Origin of the sequence: Maribacter sp. 1_MG-2023, from assembly GCF_030547005.1 — a bacterium.
In the GTDB taxonomy this organism is placed as follows: Bacteria; Bacteroidota; Bacteroidia; order Flavobacteriales; family Flavobacteriaceae; genus Maribacter.
Genome location: NZ_JAUOPN010000007.1, coordinates 27,341 through 47,416, shown reverse-complemented (window position 1 = coordinate 47,416; position 20,076 = coordinate 27,341). Strand labels below are relative to the sequence as shown.

The 20,076-nt window shown below is 34.9% G+C and carries 17 protein-coding genes; 7 read left to right on the top strand and 10 right to left on the bottom strand.

Annotated features, from left to right (window positions below; all coding sequences use genetic code 11):
• The first annotated feature begins 508 nt into the window (after positions 1-508).
• The 4 genes from Q4500_RS09630 (at position 509) to Q4500_RS09615 (ending at position 6,391) form a co-directional block, all read left to right on the top strand.
• Positions 509-2,725, top strand: a complete 2,217-nt coding sequence (locus Q4500_RS09630) for an NADP-dependent isocitrate dehydrogenase (RefSeq protein ID WP_303599469.1) — start codon at positions 509-511, stop codon at positions 2,723-2,725.
• 113 nt (positions 2,726-2,838) lie between these two features.
• Positions 2,839-5,238: a TonB-dependent receptor gene (locus Q4500_RS09625; RefSeq protein ID WP_303599468.1), complete on the top strand. Its 2,400-nt coding sequence runs from the start codon at positions 2,839-2,841 to the stop codon at positions 5,236-5,238.
• 3 nt (positions 5,239-5,241) lie between these two features.
• Entirely contained in the window at positions 5,242-6,165 is a 924-nt protein-coding gene (locus Q4500_RS09620) for a DUF4249 family protein (RefSeq protein ID WP_303599467.1), read from the top strand.
• Positions 6,152-6,391 carry a DUF6095 family protein gene (locus tag Q4500_RS09615; RefSeq protein WP_303599466.1) on the top strand — a complete coding sequence of 80 codons (240 nt, stop codon included), beginning with the start codon at positions 6,152-6,154 and terminating at the stop codon, positions 6,389-6,391. Before Q4500_RS09620 ends, Q4500_RS09615 begins: the two co-directional genes overlap by 14 nt.
• Here the strand turns inward: Q4500_RS09615 and Q4500_RS09610 are convergent.
• On the bottom strand, positions 6,388-7,080 hold the full coding sequence (locus Q4500_RS09610; RefSeq protein ID WP_303599465.1) for a DUF4294 domain-containing protein: 693 nt from the start codon (positions 7,078-7,080) through the stop codon (positions 6,388-6,390). The genes Q4500_RS09615 and Q4500_RS09610 overlap by 4 nt on opposite strands.
• Before the next feature lie 104 nt (positions 7,081-7,184).
• Between Q4500_RS09610 and Q4500_RS09605 the strand changes: the two genes are divergently transcribed.
• On the top strand, positions 7,185-8,273 hold the full coding sequence (locus tag Q4500_RS09605; RefSeq protein WP_303599464.1) for a M42 family metallopeptidase: 1,089 nt from the start codon (positions 7,185-7,187) through the stop codon (positions 8,271-8,273).
• Between the two features lie 80 nt (positions 8,274-8,353).
• Positions 8,354-8,869 (top strand): NUDIX domain-containing protein, encoded by a 516-nt coding sequence (locus Q4500_RS09600; RefSeq protein ID WP_303599463.1) that lies wholly within the window; start codon positions 8,354-8,356, stop codon positions 8,867-8,869.
• A 31-nt stretch (positions 8,870-8,900) separates the two neighbouring features.
• Here the strand turns inward: Q4500_RS09600 and Q4500_RS09595 are convergent, their stop codons facing one another.
• From Q4500_RS09595 to rpsF, 8 genes are all read right to left on the bottom strand, one after another.
• Entirely contained in the window at positions 8,901-9,335 is a 435-nt protein-coding gene (locus Q4500_RS09595; RefSeq protein WP_303599462.1) for an RbsD/FucU family protein, read from the bottom strand.
• Positions 9,336-9,414: 79 nt separating this feature from the next.
• Positions 9,415-10,185, bottom strand: a complete 771-nt coding sequence (locus tag Q4500_RS09590; RefSeq protein ID WP_303599461.1) for an SDR family NAD(P)-dependent oxidoreductase — start codon at positions 10,183-10,185, stop codon at positions 9,415-9,417.
• Between the two features lie 136 nt (positions 10,186-10,321).
• The gene (gene hisS, locus Q4500_RS09585; protein WP_303599460.1) at positions 10,322-11,701 is read right to left on the bottom strand and encodes a histidine--tRNA ligase; all 1,380 of its coding nucleotides are present in this window, start codon (positions 11,699-11,701) and stop codon (positions 10,322-10,324) included.
• An 82-nt stretch (positions 11,702-11,783) separates the two neighbouring features.
• Positions 11,784-12,260, bottom strand: coding sequence for a DUF6495 family protein (locus Q4500_RS09580; protein ID WP_303599459.1), 477 nt, complete (start codon positions 12,258-12,260; stop codon positions 11,784-11,786).
• A 61-nt stretch (positions 12,261-12,321) separates the two neighbouring features.
• Positions 12,322-15,429, bottom strand: a complete 3,108-nt coding sequence (locus tag Q4500_RS09575; protein ID WP_303599458.1) for a carboxypeptidase regulatory-like domain-containing protein — start codon at positions 15,427-15,429, stop codon at positions 12,322-12,324.
• Between the two features lie 103 nt (positions 15,430-15,532).
• Positions 15,533-15,985 (bottom strand): 50S ribosomal protein L9, encoded by a 453-nt coding sequence (gene rplI / locus Q4500_RS09570; protein ID WP_073244826.1) that lies wholly within the window; start codon positions 15,983-15,985, stop codon positions 15,533-15,535.
• Between the two features lie 12 nt (positions 15,986-15,997).
• Positions 15,998-16,294 carry a 30S ribosomal protein S18 gene (gene rpsR, locus Q4500_RS09565; RefSeq protein ID WP_027067300.1) on the bottom strand — a complete coding sequence of 99 codons (297 nt, stop codon included), beginning with the start codon at positions 16,292-16,294 and terminating at the stop codon, positions 15,998-16,000.
• Positions 16,295-16,299: 5 nt separating this feature from the next.
• Entirely contained in the window at positions 16,300-16,641 is a 342-nt protein-coding gene (rpsF, locus tag Q4500_RS09560) for a 30S ribosomal protein S6 (RefSeq protein WP_073244828.1), read from the bottom strand.
• 230 nt (positions 16,642-16,871) lie between these two features.
• Between rpsF and Q4500_RS09555 the strand changes: the two genes are divergently transcribed.
• Positions 16,872-17,564, top strand: coding sequence for a LytTR family DNA-binding domain-containing protein (locus Q4500_RS09555; RefSeq protein ID WP_027067302.1), 693 nt, complete (start codon positions 16,872-16,874; stop codon positions 17,562-17,564).
• 55 nt (positions 17,565-17,619) lie between these two features.
• On the opposite strand, the gene priA is transcribed toward Q4500_RS09555, so the two are convergent.
• A complete protein-coding gene (gene priA / locus Q4500_RS09550; RefSeq protein WP_303599609.1) occupies positions 17,620-20,076 on the bottom strand; it encodes a primosomal protein N' in 2,457 nt (818 codons plus the stop codon).

Sequence of the window (20,076 nt, the reverse complement as noted above, 5' to 3'; positions counted from 1 at the left end):
TTTGTAAATTAGGGTGTGGTTAAGAAATGAAAATGAGAAATTATTCATTTTGTTGCTACTACGAAGTTTACGTTCTATCGTATTATTGTTTGACCGATTCATTTAATGATAATTAAATGAGGTAAATTTTAAGCTTATTTGCTGTCGCTCATAAAACTTAAAATTAATTGAATTTTAAAAAAACTATATACTAGGTTTTTAATCTTTAATGAAGACAATAAAAAAGAAATGATGTGTAGATGTTAGGTTACGTACCTGAGAATCGAAAAACATTTTAAACGTTGAATTAGTGAAGCGGGTGCAATCAAGGGTTGCCGTTTTAATGAAAAATTAGAACAAACTGTCCGTAAACTTTTTCTAAAAAGCCATATCATTGTATGCGTACATTGATATGGCTTTTGTTATTTAACAAATCTTCCTTCTTAGTCTTAAATATAAAGGCCACTCCCCGCTTTCAAACTTTTAGAAAATCGTATATTTGTTCCGCTTAAATTAAAACAAACCGCAAATGTCCAAAATTTTTTATACCAAAACAGACGAAGCGCCGGCATTGGCTACAGCGTCTTTTTTACCGATCGTAAAAGCGTTCACAAAATCATCAGGAATTGAAATTGAAACTAAAGATATCTCTTTAGCTGGCAGAATAGCCGCTACTTTTCCCGAGTTTTTAACGAAAGAACAACAGGTTTCCAACGATTTGGAAGAATTGGGGAATATGGCAAAACAGCCAGAAGCGAACATTATCAAACTACCTAACATCAGTGCTTCTGTTCCTCAATTGAACGAAGCTATAAAAGAATTACAGTCTAAAGGTTATAAGTTACCTAGCTACCCAGATGAGCCTAAGAATGATGAGGAGAAAGAAATTAAGGCGAAATACGATAAGATAAAAGGTAGCGCAGTAAACCCGGTACTGCGTGAAGGTAACTCTGACCGTAGAGCACCTAGAGCCGTAAAGAATTACGCAAAACAGAATCCGCACAGTATGGGTGCTTGGAGCTCTAGCTCTAAAACTCATGTAGCAACGATGGGTGATGGTGATTTTCAAGCTAATGAAAAATCATTAACCTTGAACGATGCCACAGCTGTTCAAATAAAATTAGTTTCAGAAGACTCTGAAACTATCTTAAAAGATAAATTAGCTTTATTAAAGGGTGAAATTATTGACGCCACTGTAATGAGCAAAACAGCTTTACTTGATTTCTTACGAAAAGAAATTAAAGATGCTAAAGACCAAGGAGTTCTTTTTTCTGTGCACTTAAAAGCTACAATGATGAAAGTTTCTGATCCGATTATTTTTGGACTAGTCGTTGAAACTTTCTTAAAATCGGTTTTTGACAAATACGCTGATACATTTGATAAATTAGGCATTAGCCCAAATGATGGTTTAGCTAGTTTATATCAAAAAATTGAAGAGCTTCCTGCGAGTGAAAAAGATGTTATCAAAAAAGATTTAGATGCAGCACTTGAGAACGGACCTGATTTAGCTATGGTAAATTCTGATAAAGGAATTACCAACCTTCATGTACCTAGCGATATTATTATTGACGCTTCTATGCCAGCTATGATTAGAAATTCTGGTCAAATGTGGAATAAAGAAGGAAAAGCTCAAGATACAAAAGCCGTTATACCAGATAGCAGCTATGCTGGTATTTACTCAGCTACTATAGAATTCTGTAAAGAACACGGTGCTTTTGACCCTACAACTATGGGTACGGTACCAAATGTTGGTCTTATGGCTCAAAAAGCTGAGGAATACGGATCTCATGATAAAACTTTTGAAATTAAAAAAAGCGGAAAAGTTCAAGTTATAGACCAAGAAACGGGTAAAATTTTGATTGAGCACCCTGTAAGCGAGGGTGATATTTGGCGTATGTGCCAAGTAAAAGATGCTCCTATTCAAGACTGGGTAAAATTAGCTGTATCAAGAGCTAAGGCTACTAATGATCCTACTATATTTTGGTTAGATAAAAATAGAGCACACGATGCCGAGCTGATGAAAAAAGTAAATACTTACTTAGCTCAAGAAGACACTAAAGGTTTAGACATTCAAATAATGTCACCTCTTAAGGCTACTGAGTTTACTTTAAAAAGAATGAAAGCTGGTAAGGATACTATTTCTGTATCTGGTAACGTATTACGTGATTACCTAACTGACTTATTTCCTATTTTAGAAGTAGGTACTAGTGCAAAAATGTTGTCGATCGTTCCTTTAATGAATGGTGGCGGACTTTTTGAAACTGGTGCTGGTGGTTCTGCTCCAAAACACGTAGAGCAATTTATAGAAGAAGGTCATCTTAGATGGGATTCTTTAGGTGAGTTTTTGGCATTAGGGGTTTCATTAGAATTTTTCGGTGAGAAAAATTCCAATCCAGCAGCTAAAGTTCTAGGCGATAGCTTAGATAGCGCAACTGAGAAATTTCTACTAAATGATAAGTCACCTTCTAGAAAAGTAAAAGAGATTGATACAAGAGGTAGTCACTTCTTCTTAGCTAAATATTGGGCTGAAGCATTAGCATCACAAGATGACAATGCTGAATTGAAATCGATATTTTCAAAAGTAAGTACTGAAATTAATGAAAATGAAGCTCAGATTCTTACTGAATTAATCGATGCTCAAGGTTCTAAACAAGATATTGGTGGTTATTATAAACCAGACTCTATTCTAGTTGAAAAAGCTATGAGACCAAGCACAACCTTAAATGGTATTTTAGACTCCATTTAATTATACAAATTGAATTAAGAAATACCCTCAATGAAAATTGAGGGTATTTTTTTTGACCATTAATTAGTTGTAGGAGTATCCCCTATTTCTAAGTATTTTTACAAAAAAAATTGATGAATAGATATTTACCATTTATTCTTATATCGCTGCTATGCTTCTCTTTTTCATCAAGGGGTCAACAAAAATTTACTTTAAGTGGCTCTATAGCTGAATCTAGCAGTAACGAAACACTTATTGGAGTTACTGTTGCGATACCTGAATTAAGCACTGGTGTTACTACTAATGAGTATGGTTTTTACTCCATTACATTACCAGAAGGCACGTACACTATTCTAATTAGTTATTTAGGTTTTGAAGATATTCTACAAAAAATAACCCTTACCGAAAATAGGCGTATCGATTATTCACTTAAAGAAGAAGCTGAACAATTAGAAGAAGTTGTCGTTACCGAGAATGTGGAAAAGATGGATATTAGAAAACCACAAATGAGCATTAATACACTATCGGTTGGTACCATTAAAAAAATACCGGTAATTCTTGGTGAAGCTGATGTTATTAAATCTATTCTGTTGCTTCCTGGGGTTACAAATGCAGGTGAAGGCGCTTCTGGTTTTAATGTTCGTGGTGGTGCAGCTGATCAAAACCTTATTCTTTTAGATGAAGCTATTATCTTTAATTCATCACACTTATTCGGTTTTTTTTCTGTATTTAATCCAGACGCCATTAAAGATGTAAAATTATATAAAGGTGGTATTCCTGCTCGCTACGGAGGTAGACTTTCATCTGTTTTAGATATTTTTCAAAAAGAGGGAAATAGTAAAGAGTATAAAATGAACGGAGGCATAGGAGCCGTTGCCAGTAGAATATTAATAGAAGGCCCCATCAAAAAAGACAAAGCAGCATTTTTAATTGGAGGTAGAGCTTCTTATGCACATCTTTTTCTTCCTCTTTTTGATATAGACAATACTGCATATTTCTACGACCTAAATACGAAATTGAACTACAGGATAAACGAGAGGAATAATATTTTTCTATCCGGATATTTTGGTAGGGATGTTTTTGGAATTAGCGATAATTTTGTGAATACCTATGGAAATACCGTTGGAAATTTTAGATGGAACCATTTGTTCTCTGATAAAATTTTCTCCAATTTATCTTTAATTTATTCAGATTATTATTATGGATTAAAATTAGATTTTGTAGGATTCAACTGGAATTCTGGAATAAGAAATTTCAACGTTAAGTATGACTTAAAACACTATGCTACAGATAAATTACAAATAAATTATGGTATAAATAATATTTATTATCAATTTAACCCAGGTAAAATCGAACCTAGTAATCCAGAATCTGGAATAATTGAAGAACAACTAATTAGAAAATACGCCAATGAGTTTGCAGCTTATGTGGATTTAGAACATCGAATTACAGACAACCTAAGTCTTGGTTATGGATTACGGTTTAGTCATTTTATGCGTTTAGGACAAGATGAATTGAATGTTTATGCAGATAACAATCCTGTATATTTCAATCCCTTGTTGTTGATTTATGAAGGAGCAGATCCTATTGAAGTAATCAATCCTGGTAGAGGTGAAACTTTATCTACTTTTACTAACTTAGAACCTAGATTCTCATTATCATATACTCTAAACGAAGCTAGTTCTATTAAAGCTAGTTATACTAGATTAGCACAATATCTACATCTTCTATCTAACACTAGCTCCCCTACTCCTTTAGATGTTTGGACACCTAGCGGACCGTTTACCGAACCACAGTTACTAGATCAATACGCGTTAGGTTACTTTAAAAATATAAATGAAGGTGATTACTCGTTTGAAACAGAAGCTTTTTACAAAGACATTCAAAACAGAATAGACTACATAAATGGTGCTAATTTAATTGCCAACAACGCCATAGAACAAGTTATTTTAAATGGAGAAGCCCGTGCCTATGGTTTAGAATTCTTATTACGTAAAAATGAAGGTAAATTTCAAGGTTGGTTAGCATATACCTTATCAAAATCCGAACAACGCACACCAGGCAGAATTGTTACCGCAGACAATGGTCAAAGTAACCTAGAATCAGGTATAAACTTTGGTAATTGGTACAACACACCTTATGACAAAACTCACGATGTTTCTCTTTTCGTAAATTATGATGTTAATGAAAAATGGAGCGTCAGCAGTAACTTCACATACCAAACCGGGCAGCCCACCAATTACCCAATAGGTCAATTTGGATTTTTAGACTTAACCGTTCCATACTATGGTCTTAGAAATTCACAAAGGCTTCCGACATATAATCGCTTAGACCTATCTGCAACATTAACTCCGAGAGAAAAAGTGAATAAGAAAATAAAAGGAGAATGGGTCTTTAGTTTATACAATATTTATAATAGAAGAAATGCGGCATCTATAAGTTTTAAACAAAATAATGACACTGGTGTCAATGAAGCAGTTAGGACATCTATATTCGGCATCGTACCCGCCGTAACCTATAATTTTAAATTATAAGCTATGAATCGCTATATATTGATTTTAATAACCGGTATTATATTTCTCGCTTCTTGTGAAGATGTTATTGATGTTGAATTACCTGAGAACGAACCAAGACTTATTGTTAACGGAGTTATTCGTGTAGATGAGACCAAAGAATTCTTACCTATTGAAATATTGTTTACAGAAAGTAGTTCCTTTTTTGAAGAAAATACAATTGCTTCAATAGAAAGTGCCATCATTTATTATGGCACACCAAATCTAGATGCCCCGGAAATACTAGAGGGTGGTGGTGTATCAAATTTGATAGAACTAGAACCAGGCAGTGGTATATGGGTACCCGACCCAACATTTGACAGCGATCAAAGAATTAGAATTAGTAATATCAACGAAGGTGATGTTTTTCAACTTATCATTGAAACTAACTATGAACAATATTTTGCAACAACTACTTATGTTAAATCGGTTCCAATTGATTCATTGGAGCAAGGTGATCAAACTTTATTTTCAGGCGACGAAACTGAAGTTATAGTAACCTTTACCGACCGCGCCGGTAGTGACGATTATTATGTTCTAGATTTAGATTTCGGTGAATATTTAGTTACAGAAGATAAATTTTACCAAGGGCAAACTTTTGTCTTCTCCTATTTCTATGAGAATAACTTAGGTTTGAATACTAGCTCGGTAATCGAAATAAGTCTTTTAGGGGCAGACAAGACTTTCTTTAATTATATGAATCAAATTATTGTACAATCAGGTGGTGACCAAGGTCCGTTTCAAACGCCTGCAGCAACTGTTCGTGGAAATATTATTAATATTACAGGTATCGATAATGACGAGGTTTTTGATAATGTAGAACGTTCAGATAATTTTGCCTTGGGTTATTTTGCCATAGTAGAAGAATATAAGGATAGTATAGTAATTACAGACAATGAGACGAACTGATAAAGACATGCTGGTAACCGGTCTAAAATGGCTAGCCATAACTGTGGTATTAATGTTTACGGCACCACTTATTTTGTGGCAAGCATTTAAAAATCAAGAACATGCTATGTTCTGGCCTGTTTGTATACTGGGTATTATAGTAGCCTGCTTCGCGGTTTATATGGGGTTTAAAGGCATAATGACTATTATGGATTCTATGTTCGGTAAGAAACCAAAATCATCTTAATCTTTAGGTACTTTAGTAGTTCTCTTCCATTTGTTATATAGCTTATCATAATCGTAATCGAGAACGGTTTCTTGTCGCTCCAACTTACCTTTAGCAAAAGCACGTTGTAAAATATCTTCTATCAAGTAATCTTCTTCTATTAAATCGGGATGAAATTCTTCTTTAATACTAATGCTAAAAAGCTTCGCGGTAGTATTGTACCAAAATGCACGCCAGCCATTACGTAAGTCTTTAACCAAATCAAAAGCAGTTGTACCTGTTTGTCTGTAAATTAACTTCACTAGAATTTGACCTTCGGTACGTGTCAACTTTTTCAACTCTTCAGAAAATTCCTCTTCAATAAACTTCTGTACTTTTTTTGTATATTTTTTACGTTTTCTGTCATTTTTCATAGCAGCCAAACTATCGTTCAACTCTACCAGACGTTCAGCAGCCATCTTTGCATACGGATATACCTTCTGCGTTTTTCTGCGCAAAATGTAATACCGCAATTTATCGTCATAAGATGAAAACTTAAGCTTACCGAATACATAAGCCTCTTCTAAGGCAATTGAACTTTGCACCAAAGAATCACCGGCTATAATAATCATTTTTTCAGTTATCGAATCCAGCTCCTGTTCTTCAACCTGAGCATTACCAATAAAAAAAGTGGTTACGATTATAAAAAGAAGTAAAAAGTTATATTTCATTACCATGAGCTAAACAAAAGTCTTGCCAAAATTAACGATTATTAAAGAAGGTTATTATTAATACAACGCTAATATTCTTAAGTTTGTATCTTAAACTTACATTGATGGCTGATAAAAATATAATCACCAAAAAGTCTCAAGACTTTTTTGAAAAATACTTGAATAATGCTGCACCAACCGGATATGAATGGGAAGGGCAAAAAATATGGATGGACTACCTAAAACCTTACGTAGATACATTCATTACCGATACCTATGGTACTGCAGTAGGCGTTATAAATCCTGATGCTAAATACAAAGTAGTTATTGAAGGGCATTCTGATGAAATTTCATGGTACGTAAACTATATCACTGATAACGGGTTAATTCATGTTATTAGGAATGGTGGTAGCGATCATCAAATAGCTCCGTCAAAATGGGTAAATATTCATACAAGCAAGGGTATTGTAAAAGGTATTTTTGGCTGGCCAGCAATACACACTAGAAAGGGACCTAAAGAGGAAACTCCGAAAATTGAAAATATTACTGTAGATGTTGGTGCAACAAATAAGGAAGAAGTAGAAAAACTTGGTGTTCATGTTGGTTGTGTAATCACTTACCCAGATGAGTTTCAAATTCTAAACAAGAATAAGTATGTTTGTAGAGCTATAGACAACAGAGCTGGCGGTTTTATGATTGCTGAAGTTGCGCGTTTATTGTATGAGAACAAGGTGAAATTGCCATTCGGACTTTACATCACTAATTCTGTACAGGAAGAAATAGGTTTACGTGGTGCAGAAATGATTACACAAACTATCAAGCCAAATGTTGCTATCGTAACAGATGTTTGTCATGACACCACCACACCTATGATTAAAAAAGAGGTACAAGGCCATACAGAAATTGGTGCTGGTCCTGTAATTTCTTATGCTCCTGCAGTTCAAAACAAATTGCGCGAACGTATCATCAAAACAGCTGAAGATAACAAGATACCATTTCAAAGAATGGCTGCCTCTAGATCTACAGGTACTGATACAGATGCTTTTGCCTATAGTAATGGTGGAGTTGCTTCTGCGCTTATTTCTTTACCATTGCGCTACATGCACACAACGGTAGAAACGGTTCACAAAGACGATGTTGAAAATGTAATTCGTTTGATTTACGAAACACTCTTAACAATTAAAGACGGAGAAACTTTTAGCTACTTCGATTAATTTATATAATCCCTCTTTCATCGGAGGGATTTTTTTGTGTTATGGATGAATTAATTGACATTTTAGATGCTGAAGGCAACATGACTAACACGACTGCCATGAAGTCTGAAGCGCATAAAAATGGATGGTTTCACCAAACTGTTCATATTTGGTTCTATACTTCGGATGGAAAAATTTTACTACAGCAACGCGGGAAGCATAAAGATGTATATCCGTTATTGTGGGATGTATCTGTTGCAGGGCATATTGGCGCAGGCGAATCAATACTAACTTCCGCAGTGCGCGAAATACAAGAAGAGATAGGATTAAAAATTTTACCTGCTGACATAGAGAAAATTGGAATATTTAAATCCGTCAAAAATCATTCTGAAAGTTTAAAAGATTATGAATTTCATCACACGTTTATAGCCGAATTAAAATCACCATTTAGCGCATTGCAAAAACAGGATAGTGAAGTTGAAGCCTTAAAACTAGAATCGATAAAACATTTTAGCAAGGCACTAAGGGACACTTCAAACTACAAATATGTACCTCATGCCATTTCATATTATGAAACTATACTTGAAGAAATATCCAATAGATTAAATAGCATTTAGAAAGTAATACTTCGAAAGGAAAAGGAATTAATTAAAATTCGGATTCTTCAGCCATCTTAACTACACCAACAGTTAAGATTAAATTAGCGAAACGACGCTGCTCGCCAGTCTGTATAATTAAGGTCGTATTTTGGTCTCTTATTTTATCATAGAAAGCCCAACGTTCCATTTCATCCCAAGTTACATCTCCAAGCAAATTTTTATAGGCATCATGAATTTCAGCATTAGCTTCTGCAGGTTTTTCCATTACAATAGCTCCTTGTACCGGGCAAACTTCCAAAATACCTTCTAAAACAGTAAGTGCATCTAACAATCCAGGACGAAAATTTAAATGTACCGTTGTAGAATTAGGTCCTGTCATTGCACCTACTGGTAAATTACCATCTGCAATGACCACTTGCGCAAAATGACCAGAACGCCCAAGCGCTTCCATAATTGCAGGGTGTATAACCGGAGTCTTAAGCATAATTATATTTTTAAGAATAATGAGAATAAAACCCTAGTTGCCAGATAGCAAACTATGGTTTTTATAGATATATCGGGTATTACATGTTGTAAACTCCACCATTAATATCAAGCGTAGCTCCAGTAATAAAGCCATCATATTCAGAGGCTAAATACAACACAGCTCTAGCTACATCATCTGCACTACCTGCTCTTTGAATAGGAATACCTTTTGTAGTTTCTGCAGCAGATTCTTTGGTTGTATGTGTATTGTGAAACGAAGTACCTAAAATCAGTCCTGGTGCAACAGCATTTACTCTTGTTCCTTGTGGACCTAATTCTGACGCAAGTGCCCTAGTGTAGGTTAAAATAGCGCCTTTACTTGTAGAATAGACCAAAGATCCTGGGTGACCTCCTTTACGACCTGCTAATGAAGCCAAGTTGACAATGCTACTATTGTCATTTTTAGCTAAATAAGGCGCTGCTGCTCTTGTTACAAACATCATAGAGGTTAAATTGATGTCCATTACTTTGTGCCAAAATTCAGTTTCCATTTCGCTAAGCATTTTACGCGCAACCAATGAACCTGCATTATTGATTAAGATGTTAAGACCACCTAGAGCCTCAACTGTTTTCTTTACTAATGCATTGGCGTCTTCTTCTTTTGTTAGGTCCCCACTTATTGAAATTGCCTTTAAACCCTTATCTGTTGCGTATTTCACCAATTCATTTGCAGTATCTGCACTTGAAAAATAATGAATAGCAACATTGGCGCCACTGTCGATAAAATGCTTGGTAATTGCTTCTCCAATTCCCTGTGCACCAGCAGTAATGAGTATATTTTTTCCAGATAATTTGTTACTATTCTTCATAATTTTCAATTATAAATCTTGATTTCGTTTTGATTTTGCGCCATCTCTATCATACAGCCGAAAACTGCACAACCAGATTGGTTAACCAAATATAATCAAAAATGATTCAGTAAAATAGTATCTGATTTTAAAGTACTTAACTTAAAAAGGTTACAAATTGAGAAACATTGTCTAAACTATACTCTTGTTGTGAGCCTTCGTTCATGTTTTTAACGATGAAAGAATTATTGTCCAACTCCTGCTCCCCTATTAAAATAACATAAGGCACATTACGATTATTGGCGTATTTCATCTGCTTTTGCATCTTAGCACTTGATGGATAAATATCTGCTTTAACATCCGCCTTACGCAACTGACTTACAAGCTTTAAAGCAGCCATAGCTTCTTTATCACCAAAATTGACACATAATACCTGAAGCGATTGATCAATCGCTTCAGGGAAAAGATTTAAATCTTCTAAAACTAAATAAATACGGTCTAGACCAAAAGAAATACCTACTCCGCTTACATTTTTTAGTCCGAAAATACCGGTAAGGTCGTCATAGCGACCACCACCACCTATAGATCCCATTTTCACACCTTCTGGTGCTGCAACTTCAAAAATGGCTCCTGTATAATAATTTAGTCCGCGTGCAAGAGTTACATCAATCGATAAATTAGCAGATTGCAAATCTAAAACAGCTATTGTTTCTAAGATAAAACGAAGTTCTTCCAGTCCTTTTTTACCTTCTTCAGAATCTTTTAGAAGTGCATCTAAACGTTCTAATTGCTCTTCATTAGTACCTTGAGATAAAAATAATGGAGATGCTTTTTCAATAGCTACTTCAGAAATTCCTTTAGCAAGCATTTCTTTTTTAACGCCGTCTTCCCCTATTTTATCTAACTTATCTAGAGCAACGGTAAAATCTATCAATAAATCTTTTGCACCGATAACTTCAGCTATACCAGCTAAAATTTTTCTATTATTCATTTTAATGGTTACACCTTCCAATTTTAATTCGGAAAATACGGCATCATACAACTGAATTAATTCTACTTCTTGTAATAAGGAATCTGACCCAACGACATCGGCATCACATTGAAAAAATTCTCTAAATCTTCCTTTTTGTGGTCTATCTGCTCTCCATACCGGCTGAATTTGATAGCGCTTGAAAGGAAAATCCAACTCGTTTTGATGCATTACTACATAACGTGCAAACGGCACTGTTAAGTCGTATCGCAATGCCTTTTCTGTAATCTTCGGTGCAATACTGTTCGAATTTTTATCAGCATAAGTGGCATCATCTACCTTGCTAATAAAATCGCCAGAATTTAAAATCTTAAAAATTAATCGATCACCTTCTTCTCCATATTTTCCCAACAAGGTATCTGAATTTTCAAAAGAAGGAGTTTCTATGGGCTGAAAACCATACGTTTGAAAGTTCTTTTTTATGATATCAAAAATGTAATTACGCTTTGCAATTTCTGATGGATTAAAATCGCGAGTTCCTTTTGGTATAGATGGTTTCTGTGCCATTAATTTTTTATTGTATTACAAATATAGCCTTCAAATAAGTAAGACAATATTTCAATAGTATGAATATTAGATTTTAATTGTTTTACGCAGTACCGATTACTTTTTCAAACCACTTGTACAAATCGCCCTTAGTAATTACCGCACCTTGTTGTAGCAATAAAAATTTATCTACATTCTTATCATCGGTATATGCTTTTGCTGCGGTCAAATATTCTACGAAGTCTGATTGCCAGTTTCTTTTAAACCAGTCAAAACCAACAGGAGTAGTTAAATCAATTTCTGGATTCATCACTTTCACCGATATCAGTTTCATCTCTTTATCGCTTAAATGAAATAGGTGCATTTGCTTATCTGAAATATTCTCTAAATAAGAAACCTTGCTCAACACTCCTTCCCAAACCAAATCGCTAAAAACGTCTAGTTCTTCTTCTGCTACTTTAGGTTTATCTCTCTTAATTTCATCCCACTCATCACCCGTAATAGATTGTGTTGCCAGAAAATTAATAAATTCTGGATGCAATTCCTCTAATTGCTCTTTTGTTAGCCTCGTATATTTCATTTTGCAAAAATAAAAAGCCCTAACATATTTGTTAGGGCTTTTACAACTTAATTTTAAAAACTTAGAATATATATCTCAATCCTACTTGTGCTTGCCATCTAGATAACAAACTAGCATCATAACCAAACGTTTCTGTCAACTCTGGATTAAACGTGTATGTTGGTATACTAGAATCTGGATCAACTGTTACACCCACAGGCTGAATATTGTTTGGTTGTTGCACCAATCCCCAATCAGAACTGATCAAATTACCAATATTCAATACATCAACACTAAATTGAATTGTATTTGTTTTTCCTTCAGATACAGTGATTTTATAATCTTGTAAGAACTTAACATCCCATCGACCTCTCCATGGCGCTAAAGCCCCGTAGCGCTCTGCATATTGTCCTCTACGATCACTTAAATAATCATCTTGAGCAATATAAGCATCAAAAGCAGCACCTTGACCAGCTCCTGCAAATTGCATTTGATTTATTTCTGCAGATGTAGGTACGTAAATAAGGTCATTGATACCAGATCCGTCACCATTAATATCTCCACCGTAAGTATAATTAAACCTACTGCCTTGTGCATATTCAAAAAACGTAGAGATAGTAGACCCCCATTTACCATTACCGTATGTCCAGTTTTTACTAGCTACACCAATAAATCTATGCTTATCTCCATATTTAGAAGGTGCTAAAACATCTTTATTTGCATCATTAACTATAGGGTTTCCTGCAAATGCATCTGATGTAATTTCCGCCTCAATAGAGTTTACATCCTTTGCATCTAAATAGCTATATGCCAACATAGCATACAACCCTTTATCGAATGTCTTTTGAGCTTTAAAAGAAGTATTCCATATTCTACCCTTATTAGAATTTGTAAACACAAAAGGTCCTGCAGTTACTCCAAAACCATTCAATTGATCATCTGCAGTATATGTAGATCTATTATCAATACCCACTAAATTACCAGACGGAGATGTTAGGCCCCAATGTTGTACATGCGGACCATTTATATCCTTTGTATACGAAACGTCTGCTGTAAGAACTAAACCATTATCCAATCGTTTATCTGCACCTAAATTGGTTCTCCATACTTGTGGAAATTTATAATCTGGATCTACGGCTTGTAAGAAAAAAACATCGGGTGAAGAAATTTGATTACCTAACCAAACAAAAGGAAAACGTCCTGTAAATAAGCCAGAGCCACCACGTAGTTGAAATGACCTATCATTGTAAACATCATAATTAAAACCTACCCTTGGTGAAATTAACCAATCATTTGATGGCATTTGCGTGTTATCTATAAATACCGTTTCACCTGTATTTGGATTTTGATATGGTTGATCAGGAATAACAAAACCCCTATCAATAACATCTTGTGCTTTTTGTGCAGAATCAAAGAATAAAGGCTTATCAAAGCGAACACCATATGTCAGTTTTAATTTTTCGTTTACGTTCCATTCATCTTGCACATAAAATGCCAATTGACCAACATTGGTTTCGGCCAAAGCCCAACCCTCACCATCTGGTAAGGCGTTATTTGCATTAAAGGTTGCTTGAGGACCGGCAAAATCATAAGTTGACGCATCAAAATTTGCTATATCAACGCCTCCAAACAAATCAAAACCATAAGCAGTAAGATTAAACGAGTTATCGAACATGAATTTTTCTAATGAAAAACCTACTGTGTACGTATGATCACCTTTATAAAAGTTAAGATTGTTGGTAATTTGAATTACTTTTTGATCTAATCTGTTATTTGCTGAAAATGGCTCGTGACCAGCAATTATATAATTAGAACCATCTTTTGTTATATTTATAGAAGGGGCCGGTGTAGAAAACGGATTTCTAAAATCGTTAAAATGAGTGTAGCCAACTTGTAATTTGTTAGATGCAGTTTCTGACAAAGTTGAGTTTAATTCAACTTGAATAGATTTAAGCTCATTGTTTATTTCATATCCTGAATTCTGAAACTGCAATGTGTTTGCATTCGGACCTCTAAACTGTATAGCTGTTGGGTGAGCTGGTTTTTGTTTAGATGCATTCAAGAAGTTATAAATAATTGCTAAACGGTTGTTATCATTTATATTCCAATCTAATTTTAAAAGACCTTTTGTAGATTCTGCGTCATGTGTAAAACCTTGATAAGCACCTGGATCATACCCAGCTGCCAATAACTGATTTTGCACATTAATTAAATCGCTTTCTAATACTCTAGATTCGTTTATTGCTCCTGAGCCTGTATTAGGCGCCCAACCATTAGTACCTAAATCTGTACGTTCGTCTTTTTCAAAATTAGCGAAGAAGAAAAGTTTGTTCTTTATTATTGGACCACCAATACTAACACCGTATTGATTTTGGTCTAATTTAGGCTTTACAATCTCATCGCCTTTAATTTTACCACCGGTCATATCTTCATTTCTAAAGAAACCATATACAGTACCGTGAAATTCGTTAGAACCACTTTTAGTCACTGCATTTACAGAAGCTCCCGTAAATCCTGATTGAGTAACATCATATGGCGCTGTAGATACTTGAATTTGCTCAATTGCATCTAAAGATATTGGTTGTGAATCTGTTTGACCTCCTGGTGTCGCAGCATCTAATCCAAAAGGGTTGTTAAAAATGGCTCCATCTAAAGAAAAGTTATTGAACTGATCATTTCGCCCTCCAAATGAATTACCACTTGCCGTTGGCTCTAAACGTGTAAAATCTGCGGCAGAACGTGAAATAGTTGGTAGACGTGTTAATTCTCTTCTACCTACACTTGTTTCTGCACCAGTACGGTCGCTACTAAAAGTACCCGAACGATCAGATACTACAGTAACTTCGTCTAATGCTTGACTTTCACTTGCTAATTTAATATCAACATTGAAAGTTTGCCCTAAAGATAAATTTACATCGGTAAGTTCATAAGGTTTAAAACCTACATAAGAAATTTCTACTTTGTAAGGACCACCAACACGAAGGTTCAAAAGATTGAATCTACCATCTTCATTGGTAATTGACCCGTACTTTGTACCTGTTGGGGTATGGACGGCGACAATGTTTGCGCCAAATAGTGGTAGATTTTGGTCATCTATCACTAAACCTCGAATATTAGAGGTGGTAACCTGACCGTAAGTTGCGCTTACAAAAAGCAGCAACAGTACTTGAAAAAACAAGTTGTTTTTCATTTTTATTGGTTTTGAGTTATTTATGAGTTCTTTAACAAAAATACCAATAAAAAAAGAGCTATGCAGGCATAGCTCTTTCAAATTTATCAACTTAGATAGTTAATTATTTTTTTTCGGCAACTACTTCGAAACCAAAATCAACAATGACCTCACGGTGTAATCTAATTTGTGCATTGTAAGGTCCAGTTCTTTTAACTGCACCACCTTGAATGCTAATGAATTTTTTGTCAATTGCATGACCTTCTTTTTCAATTGCAGCAGCTAAATCACCATTAGTAACAGAACCGAATAATTTATCGGCAGTACCTGTTTTAGCAGTAATCTTTAATTCTAAAGCTTTCAATGCTTCTTCTACTTTCTTAGCAGCGTCAACAACTTTTTTATCTTTATGTGCTCTTTGCTTTAAGTTCTCAGCTAAAACTTTTTTAGCAGAAACAGTAGCCATAGCAGCTAAGCCTTGAGGTATAAGGAAATTTCTTCCATAACCGTTCTTAACATTTACTACGTCGTCTTTAAAACCTAAATTTTGTACGTCTTCTTTTAATATAAGCTCCATGATTCTTTTCTTTTATTTTAATAAATCAGCAACATATGGCATTAACGCCAAATGACGAGCTCTTTTTACGGCTTGTGCCACTTTTCTTTGATACTTCAATGAAGTTCCAGTAAGTCTTCTAGGTAACAATTTACCTTGCTCGTTTACCAACTTCAATAAAAAATCAGCATCCTTATAATCTACGTACTTAATACCAGATTTTTTAAAACGACAATACTTCTTCTTAGTGTTGGTTTCAATGTTTAATGGAGTAAGATACCTGATCTCTCCATCTTTCTTTCCTTTTGCCTGTTGTTGTAATGTTGCCATAATACTTAAGCTTTAGCGGTTTTGTTTCTTGTTCTTCTTTTTTCTGCCCATGCAACAGCGTGCTTGTCCAACTTAACGGTCAAGAAACGCATAACACGTTCATCTCTTCTAAACTCCTGTTCGTAAGGTGTAATTACCTCACCAGTGTTAGTAAATTCAAACAAGTGGTAAAAGCCACTCTTTTTGTTTTGGATAGGATAAGCTAATTTTTTTAGCCCCCAATTCTCTTTAGCTACCATTTTGGCGCCATTGTTAATTAAGAAATCTTCGAATTTCTTAACTGTTTCCTCTATCTGAACATCAGATAGAACGGGATTCAAAATGAAAACAGTTTCGTAATGGTTCATATTATATTTGTTTTTAAAGAGTGCAAAAATAGATATTTTTTTAAAATAATTATAAGAAATACGAATATTCTTCGTTATTAAGTGGTAACAACATTAAAAATTAATCCAAATCTTAAATATATCATCATTACCAATTACACGATCAATAGTGCATTGTTCACATCTTTTGTTGCAGTTCAGCATGTTTTTTCGGTTCTTTGTCGATGATTTAACCCCACAAATCAACCCTTATGAAGTTAAGAAGTATCATCGTTGACGACTCATCTATGCAAAGGATGGCCGTTGCCAAGTTGGTAAACAATCATCCGAATTTGACTATGGTAGCTGAATACAGTAATGCTATCGAGGCTAAAAACGGAATCAAGAACCATGAGATCGATCTTATTTTTCTTGATGTTGAGATGCCAATTATCACAGGATTTGACCTACTCGAGTCCCTAGAAAACAGTCCTCAGGTAATTTTGATTACCGGCAAACCAGATTATGCACTTAAAGCATTTGACTATGACGTAACGGATTATTTACATAAACCGATTACCATGGCACGTTTTGACGCATCTGTGAAAAGAGCTGTTGCGAACTACGAACAATTGCACAGAGTCAATGAAGACGAAGAGCACATTTTCGTGAAGAGTAACCTGAAGAAAAGAAAGGTTATTTTAAATGATATTAAGTGGATTGAAGCACTTGGTGACTACATAAAACTAGTAACTGATGAAGCTAATATCGTAATCTTATCAACAATGAAGTCTTTTGAAAAGCAATTGCCAGAAGATAAGTTTTTAAGAATTCACAAATCATACATCATCAACCTTGAAAAGGTTGAAAAATTCAACAGTAAAAACGTTGAAGTTAGCGGTAGATCAATACCTCTAAGTAGAAATAAAAAGACAGAACTAGCCGAAGCGCTAAGTAACGTATAATATATGGTATAATTTTACTTTCAAAAAAGACCGCTACTTAGCGGTCTTTTTTAGTTTATATATGGTCTACATTATAAATGACTCTAACACTTCTAAACATTGCAACTGCTTTAAACGATTTTTCTATTCGCCTAATATTTGCTTTTGTCTGTGCCAATGAATGTGCTTTCTGAACTTTAATTACGATATGTTTTAAATACTGATTTCTAATTCTCGCCACTGGCGGATATTCAGGCCCTAAAACAGTACCACCAAAATTAGTACGTAATGCCCCTGCAAACCAATCTGCAGCTTCATTCAGCACATTGTAATTTTTATGTTTAAAAGTTACCTTAATAATTCTATTTACCGGCGGATATTTAAATTGCTCTCTTTCATACAGCTGCTCGGTATACATACCCTCATAATCACTTGTAGTTACTTGTTTTAATATCTGATGATACGGATTATAAGTTTGAATAATAACACGACCTCTTTTTTTGGTTCGCCCTGCCCTACCCGATACTTGTGTTAATAATTGATAGGTTCTTTCATGAGCACGATAATCAGGAAAATTTAATAATGAATCTGCATTCATAACTCCTACCAAATTCACATTTCTAAAATCGAGACCTTTAGTAATCATCTGTGTACCTACCAAAATATCTAACTCGTGTTGCTCGAAAGCCGTAATTATCTTTTCATAACCGTGTTTGCCCCGAGTAGTATCTAAATCCATTCGACCAACCTTAGCTTCTGGGAATAACGCTGAAACCTCTTTCTCTATTTGTTCGGTACCAAAACCTTTGGTATCTAAATCTGGACTACCGCATGCAAAACAAATTTCTGGTAATGCTGTATGATGACCACAGTAGTGACAACGTAATTGATTTCTATATTGATGATACGTTAAACTTACATCGCAGTTTGGGCATTGCGGTGTATGACCACATGTTAAACACTCCATTAATGGCGCAAAACCCCTTCTATTTTGAAAAAGTATGATTTGCGCACCGTCTTTAAGAGTTTCTTCCATTTCTATAAAAAGACGCTCAGAGAAATGACCTTTCATCTTTCTTTTTCTAGAAGCTTCCTTAATATCTACCAACTCCATTTCTGGCATTAGCACATTACCATAACGCCTGGTAATCTCCGCATAGCCATATTTACCCGTTTGTACATTGTAATAACTTTCTACACTTGGTGTTGCCGAACCTAACAGAATACCTGCCTTATGAAAATGACCTAATACTATAGCAGCATCTCTAGCGTGATATCTTGGTGCCGGATCAAATTGCTTGAAAGAACTCTCATGTTCCTCATCTACGATTACCAAACCTAACTTACTAAAAGGCAAATACATTGCTGATCGTGCACCTATCACCAATTGTGCCTTAGGTTTTGCTTGTAAAACGTTTTGCCAAACTTCTACACGCTCTTGAACATTATATTTAGAATGGTATATGGCTATTCTTTCTCCAAAATATTCTTGAAGTCTACTAATAAGCTGCGTTGTTAAGGCAATTTCTGGCAATAAATACAATGCCTGCAGCCCTTTTTCTAAACATTCTTCAATAAGCTTTACGTAAACCTCTGTTTTACCCGAAGATGTTACCCCTTTTAACAAGGTAACTTTATTGGCTTCGAAAGAAGCTTTTATATCAAGTAAGGCTGTTTCTTGATATTCATTTAAATCCTTAGTATCAGAATTATCTGGATCACCATCATAATTGACTCGATCGGTCTTAATAAAATACTCTTCTAAAATTCCCTTATCGACCAGCGACTTTATAACTGCTTTAGAGCTGTTGCTAGATTTTTCAAGTTCAGAAACCTTAATCGGATTTTGACTTTTCCCCTGTAATTGAAATAATGAAAGTACAACTTGACTTTGCTTAGGCGCCCTCGTAAGTGAATTTAATAACGCTTCTAATTTTTCATCGGATGTATGCTCTGCACCCAATTTAACATACCTAACTAACTTTGGCTTGTATTGATCATATACTTCTTCTTTTAAAACAATTACTTTTTTCTCTAATAATCGCTGAAGAATTGGCAGCACATTTTTACGGTCTATTATAGAAGAAACTTCTTGAACCTTTAGTATAGCTTGATGTTGCAACGCTTCAAACACCAAAAATTCATCATCTAAAAGTTCATTTTCATCTATTTCGTATTCCGTATTTCTAAGAACCAAGGTTTCACTCTCCAATAAAAAAGCACTAGGTAACGCACTGCGAACCACTTCACCCAAGGTACACATGTAATAAGAAGCTATCCATTCCCAATGTTTAAGCTGGGTCTCATTTACAATGGGGTATTCGTCTAATAGCTCATGAATCTCCTTTGCCTCATAGACTTTTGGCGGATTCTTATGAATACTTTGAACAACGCCCGTATATATTTTTGATTTTCCGAAAGGCACCGCAACACGCATACCCGGTTTCAGCAATGCCGCCTCTTCTTCAGTTACGCTGTACGTAAAACTTTTCTCTAGCGGAATAGGTAATATTACATTAATAAAGTTCGCCAT